Annotated in this window: 5 protein-coding genes; 4 read left to right on the top strand and 1 reads right to left on the bottom strand. The window is 37.9% G+C overall.

Going from position 1 to position 7,990, the window contains the following annotated elements; genetic code table 11:
* The first annotated feature begins 132 nt into the window (after positions 1–132).
* The 4 genes from DNJ75_RS06800 (at position 133) to DNJ75_RS06785 (ending at position 7,257) form a co-directional block, all read left to right on the top strand.
* Positions 133–861 (top strand): RelA/SpoT domain-containing protein, encoded by a 729-nt coding sequence (locus DNJ75_RS06800; protein ID WP_267897271.1) that lies wholly within the window; start codon positions 133–135, stop codon positions 859–861.
* 104 nt (positions 862–965) lie between these two features.
* Positions 966–1,727 carry a class I SAM-dependent methyltransferase gene (locus DNJ75_RS06795; protein ID WP_117002570.1) on the top strand — a complete coding sequence of 254 codons (762 nt, stop codon included), beginning with the start codon at positions 966–968 and terminating at the stop codon, positions 1,725–1,727.
* A 96-nt stretch (positions 1,728–1,823) separates the two neighbouring features.
* Positions 1,824–3,302, top strand: coding sequence for a ribonuclease G (gene rng, locus DNJ75_RS06790; protein ID WP_224742223.1), 1,479 nt, complete (start codon positions 1,824–1,826; stop codon positions 3,300–3,302).
* 25 nt (positions 3,303–3,327) lie between these two features.
* A complete protein-coding gene (locus tag DNJ75_RS06785; protein ID WP_117002567.1) occupies positions 3,328–7,257 on the top strand; it encodes a YhdP family phospholipid transporter in 3,930 nt (1,309 codons plus the stop codon).
* Here the strand turns inward: DNJ75_RS06785 and DNJ75_RS06780 are convergent.
* Positions 7,251–7,988: a 16S rRNA (uracil(1498)-N(3))-methyltransferase gene (locus tag DNJ75_RS06780; protein WP_117002565.1), complete on the bottom strand. Its 738-nt coding sequence runs from the start codon at positions 7,986–7,988 to the stop codon at positions 7,251–7,253. The two genes, DNJ75_RS06785 and DNJ75_RS06780, sit on opposite strands and share 7 nt — an antisense overlap.
* Positions 7,989–7,990 lie beyond the last annotated feature (2 nt).

Genomic DNA, 7,990 nt, shown 5'->3' with positions numbered 1-7,990 from the left:
ATATGCTAAATAATACAAAGGGGAAATTTAAGAACGTTGGCATCAAAGGATTACGTAAGAAAGCAGCCTGGGGAAATCAGACTTTAAGCACTATTTTGACTCAAGGTTTTTAGATGGGACAGCCGTGAAGATATAGGTGGTTGTCGATGTGTCTTAGCAAATAAAGAACAAGTATTAGTGCTTGCTAATGAACTTACAAAAAAAGTAATGAAAATTGAGAAAAACTACTTCGACTCGCCAAAGAAATCAGGTTATAGAAGTCTGCACTTAAGCTATAAATATAACCCAACAAAAGAAGAAAATGCTAAATATCAAGGTTTGACGGTAGAGGTTCAATTAAGAACAAAGGTGCAGCATGCTTGGGCAACTGCTGTGGAAATTGTAGGACTTTTTAATCGAGAGATGTTAAAAGCAAGTACAGGTAATGAAAAATGGTTAGAGTTTTTTGCCCGAGTATCGGATGAGTTTGCCAAGATGGAACAATTGCCAACGACAGGACTGTTTGGTGATAATAATGTTGATCAAATAATTAAACTTGACAATGAACTTAATGCACTAGCTACTTTATCAAAATATAGAGTAACGACACAATTTATAGACAAAAAAGCACCAAGTATTGGCGAGTATTATTTACTTATTTTGCAGGATCAAGAAATTAAAATTCAGCCTTTTACAAAAAATGGTTATCAAAGGGCGGTTGAAACTTATTTAGCTCTTGAGAAACAATTTAATGATGATCGAAACACAGATATTGTTTTAATTAATGCGCAACCTCTGAAGGAGCTTAAGAAAGCTTATCCAAATTACTTTGCCGATAGCCATGAATTTATTAGGCTGGCAAAGCAAACCATCAAAAGGTGAAGGTTGTTGGGCTAAATCTTATAAGGAAGTTTGCTTGTCATTTTTGACGAATCTTACATTATTCATAATAATAAAACCTCAAACGGTCAGTTGAGGATAAAACAATGACAACACAATGGGATGTTAAGCGCTATACAACACAACATAATTTTGTCACCAATTATGGGTATGAGGTGGTTGAGTTATTGGCGCCTCAACAAAATGACGTCATATTAGATTTAGGTTGTGGCAATGGTGAGTTAAGTTACGAAATTTCCAAAAGAAGTCATAAGGTTTATGGCATTGATTTTGCGCAGTCAATGGTTGAGCAGGCAAATAAAGATTATCCACATATTGAGTTTATACAGCACAATGCTGAGTTAGCTTTTCCTTTTGCTAAGGAAAGTTTTGATGCCGTTTTTTCTAATGCCGCCCTTCATTGGATGCACAATGCCGATGCGGTGATTAAAAATATCAAAGAAGTGCTAAAACCAAATGGACGCTTTGTTTTTGAAATGGGTGGTAAAGGTAATGTTAATAATGTGCTGACTGCGATTGAAAAAGCTGCTAAGTCATATGGTGTAACAAAGTTTAGTGCTTTTAATTTTTATCCATCAATCGCTGAATATGCGACATTACTTGAAAATAACGGTTTTCGTGTGAGTTTCGCTGTTCATTTTGATCGCCCAACCTTATTGCAAACAGCTGAGGGCTTACGCAATTGGGTAAAGATGTTTCGCAATGATGTCTTAAGCCAGATTCCAAATGACAGTCATGAAGATTATTTAAGCGAGGTTGAGTCGTTGGCAAAAGGCACGCAATATCAAAATGGGCAGTGGTATGCTGATTATGTGCGTTTACGCATGGTCGCAATCAAGCTTAAGTAATTAAAGTCCAAAAACACCGTAAAAACTACTGCTGCACTGAGTTAAATCCAGTAAACTGTGCATGGATAAATTATTTTGATTTTGGTAGTGGCTGTTATGGTAAAAGCAGAGATTTTAATGAATATAGCAGCACACGAAAAACGGGTTGCCGTGATCGAAAACGGTGTGTTGCAGGAAGTGCATTTTGAGCGTGAGAATCAGCGCGGTATTGTTGGCAATATTTATAAAGGGAAAATCACGCGGGTTTTACCTGGAATGCAGGCTGCGTTTGTTGATATAGGGCTTGAGCGCTCGGGTTTTTTACATGTTTCTGATGTCATGCCGATTGCTTCAGATGAAAGTGCCGGCATTGACTTAAACAGCAAAGAAGCTGATGTGCGTCATTGGCTGAGAGAAGGGCAAAGTATCTTGGTGCAAGTGCTTAAAGACCCATTAGGTAGTAAAGGTGCACGTTTAAGTGCGCATTTGTCATTAGCATCGCGCTATTTAGTGCATATGCCAGATTTAGATCATATCGGTATTTCTTTGCGCATCGAAGCCGAGGAAGAGCGTGAGCGTTTGCAGCAAGTCATGAAAGAGGCGATTGGCTCTGATTATCCACGCGGATTTATCATTCGCACGGTTGCGGAAGGCTTATCTTCGGAGGAGCTTAGAAAAGATATTAATTTCTTGCAAAACCTATGGCAGGACGTCGTCGATTCAGCCAGTACTGTGACAAAGCCTGGTGTTGTTTATCAAGACTTAAGCCTGCTTATGCGTGCTTTAAGAGACTTTGCCAATGATAAGGTTGAGCGCATTCGCATTGATAATATCGATATGTATAGTGAGCTATGCCGCTTTAGTGATAAATTTGTGCCTGGAGTACGTGAGAAACTGGAGTTATATAGCTCAAATACGCCAATCTTTGATATGTATGGTGTTGAAGAAGAGTTATCACGTGCGCTTGAGCGTAAAGTACCATTAAAATCTGGTGGGCATATTGTTATTGATCAAACTGAAGCTATGACAACGATTGATGTCAATACCGGTGGTTATGTCGGTATGGTCAATCTTGAAGAGACAATTTTTAAAACTAATTTAGAGGCGGTACGTGTTCTAACAAGACAGTTAAGACTAAGAAATCTTGGCGGTATTATCATTGTTGATTTTATTGATATGTCTGAGGAAGAGCATAAAGCTCAAGTATTAGAAGCACTTGAAAAGGCGTTGGAGCTTGACTATGCACGTACGACATTTTCACCTTTATCAGAGCTTGGCTTGGTTGAGATGACGCGTAAGCGCACACAGGAAAGTCTGGCACAGTTTTTATGCGAGCCTTGCCCAATGTGCCAAGGAAAAGGTCGCATTAAATCAGTACAAAGCATTTGTTATGAGATTTTTCGCGAGATTAATCGCGAGGCAAATGCCTATCAAAGCAATGGCTTTTTAATTGTTGCTGCAAACTCGGTAATTGATGCTTTGCAAAATGATGAATCGTTTGGTTTGGGTGAGTTAGAGATTATTATTGGTAAACCCATTAAACTTCAGCCAGAATTAAGCTATGCTCAAGAAATGTATGATATCGTGCTAATGTAATTATGGATCTAATGAGCAGCAATTTATGAAAAGAAGAATATTTATATTATGGTTAAGTTCAGTATTTGCTACTTTTCTTATTGTTGCGTGTATTGTTGGCTATGGTGTTTTAAGACTTTTACCTGCTTATCAAAGCTCGATTGAAGATGTGTTGTCAAAGGTAACGGGCTCTAGTGTTTCTTTAAAGGTAGAGTATGCCAGTTGGCATGGGATCAATCCTGTGATTGAAGTCAGAGATGTCAAGGTTAAAGATAGAGGGTTTTCTCTTAATATTCCCAGAATGACTGTGCATATTAATGCGTGGCAGTCGTTAATGAGTTGGCGCTTTGTGACCAAAGACGTCACTGTGGCAGCACCCAAGCTTGTCTTTTATTCCAGTGACAAAGGCTTCGATTATCGAATGTTGCAATCTTTATCAGTCGCGGAGATTGATGAAGTAGGCACTCGCTTGTCAAGTATCTTGGATTATCTATTACAGCAAAATAATCTTGAATTGCAGAATATGCGCGTTGATGTTTTTAAGAACGATAAGTCATTAGCAGAGCTTATTGTTAATGCAAATTATCAGCAGAGAACGCAAGCAAAGGGTGTTTTACGTTTGACACTACAACCGCAAAAAAAGCGTGATGAAAATAGTCAGCCTAGTCAGATTGATATTGTTTCTGTTGTTGAAGAAAAAGACGGAAAATACTATTTCGATAGTACCTTAAATGATAAGCATAATGTCTTGGCAACCTTAATTGATAACGTGACACAACAAGTAAAAATATCTCAGCTAATCGATCATCAGTTGGCATTGTCAGTGGTCAGCTCAGTTAAAGGATTAGATTCAGTGATGATCATGGGTGAATTATCAAAAGCTGAGTTTAAAACCAGTCAATTAGATGAGTCAATATACAGTAATATCGTATTTAATCTTAGATTATTTCGTTATCAAAATCGTTTTGTATTGGGTGCTAATCCGTTGTCTTTTGTGACGAATCATAAGCGATATACCTTCAGATCAGCTCTTTTTTCATTAGATCAACACCGTTTAGTGATGAATATTCCACGGCTTGATTTAGCGGATTTCTCGTCATTAGTACAGATGGAAAGCAGTGATTGGCGTAAAAACATAGTGCTCTCTGGCGTACTAAGCGATGTGAGCTTTAGTTTTGATCTTCAGGACTTTAGTTTAAGTGGTATGCAATTAAAGGCGCATTTTAATGATCTAGGTATCGCTAATAGCGATCATAATGTTGACTTTAAAGGTTTAAGTGGCAACGTTTGGTGGCGTAAGAATCATGTAAAACTAAGCATAGACTCGCCAAATTTTGATATGGCAGAGAATCATATATTTAGTCGTGATTGGCCTGAGCTTGCAGTTAAAGGAAATGTAGATATTATCAAAGAGTCTTCAAAAATCCGCTTTGTGATTGATAATTTAGCATTAACAAATGCGAATATTCATTTTACGACTAAAGGTTCCGTTGACGTGCCATTGACTGATCCTAAAGACTTTAATCTTGACCTTAAGGGTGAGGTAAATGGACAAAACCTCACAACTGAATATCAAGCCTTTTTGCCGCAAAAAGGAATCCCTAAACCGTTGTATGATTGGTTAATGCAGTGTTTATATGGTGCTAAAAAACTAGATGCAAGCTTTGCAATAAATGGCATTGCACGCAAAATTCCATATCCCAACAATGATGGCATATTTAAGATTGATGCGACGATTCAAGAGGGTAGTTTGTCGCCTTATTTTGGTTTAGGTGTCGCTCATCAAGTTATGGGGGCTTTGCATTTTGATAATGAGGTATTTACTGCTAAGGTTAATGGGGGATTTTTAGCTGGCATTCCGATCAATAATGTTGATTTGCAGATTGATAATATTGCGCCTGATGTGCCAGCGACTTTTGATATCAATGCAGATATTGCCACCAATAGCCAACATGCCTATGCCTATTTAGCACAAACGAAATATGGAGCTTTGGCACAACAAATTAATCAATATGCTGAGTATCAAGGGGACATTAATGCCAAGCTTAATATTGATATTGCTCTGGGTGATCATACAAAAAAGGATCGCTTTGCAGGTAAAGTTGAGCTTAAAGTTGGTGTCATTGATATTAAAAAACCGTTATCTAAATCCCTTTATGATGTTAATGCTGAAGTACTGATTAATAATCAGACGCTCAAAATTCAAAATCTTTCAGGATTTTTGAATAGGAATATACCTTTTAATGTCAAGGGGATGGTAGATGTTGCGGATATTGACAATCCGAGTATTAACCTTGAAGGTGGAGCATCTATCGCATTTTTACCTAGATTCAGTAGTGAGCGATTAGATTATGGGATATATCATGTGATGCAAGGTGTGTTGCCATTTGACTATGCCATTAAAGGCAATATCAATGAAGGTATTTTGCAAGTGAGCTCTAATTTATTGGGTTGGCAAAATAACTTGGGTGAGCCACTAACGAAAAAAAGTTTTGAATATACGCCATTGTTATTAAAAAGCACATGGCAAAAAAATCAATCAGCAAAGAAGACAGCCTCATGGCATATCAGTAGCAAATTGGATATCAAACATCAAGACAAACTAAGTGCAAGCTTGAATGTCAATGATAAGGGTGTTGTGTCTGATGTTGGCTTATATGGGCAGCTATCAACAATAAGTAGCCAGCTAATAGTCAATGCAATGCAAAGTATCAGTAGCGCTGATATTCTAAATGTAGCAAATAAAGAACAATGGCAGCAGGTTTTGCACTTAGATGTGCCGGTGGTTGATAAAGAGCTCAGTCAAACAGGATGTTTTGTGATTGCAAATTATAATGACTGTGTTTATCGACAGCTTAATCAGTTACTGCGCCCAAAAGTGAGGTTCAGCATTGATCAGTTAAACCTTTTTGGGAGTAATTACCAAAATGTCACTTTGCAGACCAATAGGGCACATAACTACACAAACTATATTGCACATGGAAAGCCGCAAAAATCATTGATTATCAGTGTGCCTGATGCGTTAAGTGAACCGATTGAAGTCAGTGCAGATAATTTGTTTTTTGCCTTGCCACAGAAGGAAAAAGAAACTGAAAATAAAAATAATAAAAATAATAAAAGAAATGTAAATAATACGAACGACTTTATGATGATGTTAAACACCTTATTAACATCTGATGTGCTACGTAAAACGCCCGATATGAATGTCAAGCTGACCAATCTGCAAGTAGGTGGTTATTCAATCCCAAATTTTCTAATGGCAACAACGGTTAGAGGAGGAGTGTTATCGATTCCGGTATTATCCGCCTATGATCCAAATGCTAAGTTATTAGCGACAGCGAAGCTTTCCTCGTATGGTAGTTATATACATGCAAATGTCTTTTCATTAAATTGGGGTAATATGCTGCATAATTTTGGCTATGATGCCTTCTTAAAAGGCGGATCTGGCAATGTCCAAGTGCAATTAAGCTGGTCAGATCTTATGCCAAACGTTTCGACTATTTCAGGTAAGGCAACGGCTGATTTACTTAATGGCGTCGTGTTGTCGGTTGATTCAGGGATTGCTAAATATATTGGTTTATTAAGTCTTGATTCATATTTCAAACGTTTATTTATGCCTTATGATGATTTTGAGCATCGTGGGATGGCGTTTAATAGTGTGATTGGTGCTTATACGCTTGATAATGGTTTAGCAAAAAGTAACCCTTCAGTGATTATTGATACCCCTAGCTTTGCGTTGGTGGTGACAGGTGATGTTGATATAACTAATAAACAGTTAAATCAGCGTATTAAATATCAGCCGCATTTCTCGGGAACAACCGCGGCAGTGGCAGGTGCTATTGGTGGTCCTGTTGTGGCTTTTGCGACTTACTTAGGCACAAAGCTTTTAGGCAATACGGTCTTTAAAAATATTGGCTTAGTGAGTTTTGATGTGACGGGTAGTTGGGATAAACCAAGTCTTAAACAGGTTCAGTAATCACCCCATAAAGCTTGTAATATGGCAATAATTGCCAAAGGTGCAGTTTCCGTGCGTAGTATTCTTTTACCAAGTCGTATGCTGTGGCAGTTGTTTTTTAGTGCAAGCGCCTCTTCATCATCGCTAAAACCACCCTCAGGGCCGATATAAATAGCAAAACGTTTAGCATTTGATTGCTGTTGATAGCGATGGCTAATTGTCTCATTGCTATAAGGCGATAGGAATAACTTAATATCCGCATCGATCGTTAATGCATCAACTAAAGTTTGAGGCGTGTTAACTGTAGGCACAAATACACGAGCTGATTGCTCACTGGCACTTATGGCAATTTTCTGCCAATGATCTAGTTTATGCGCTATCCGATCCTGATTAAGCTTATAATCAACGCGTTCAGTCAGCATTGGCGTAAGTTCATTAACACCAAGCTCGGTGGCTTTCTGAATGACTGTTTCTAACTTATCGCCTTTAGACAGAGCCTGAAAAAGATGGATATGAATGGGTGATTCATTGTGCTTTTCAGTTTTAGATAATATCTGAAGTATCGCTTTTTTAGGATCTGCATGACTGATTTCAGCAAGATACTCAAGCCCATCAGTATTATTAAATAAAATAACTTGATGCCCCTGTTTATGCCTTAATACACGAATAAGATAATGACTTGTTTCAGTGGAAAGGGTGACCGTCGCCGATTGCGCCGAAATTTCAGGATAAAATACACGAGAAACTCTCATAT

It is taken from the genome of Cysteiniphilum litorale (assembly GCF_003428165.1).
GTDB lineage: Bacteria > Pseudomonadota > Gammaproteobacteria > Francisellales > Francisellaceae > Caedibacter > Caedibacter litoralis.
Note: the sequence above shows the minus strand (reverse complement) of the source record. Positions and strands in the feature narration are given on the sequence as shown.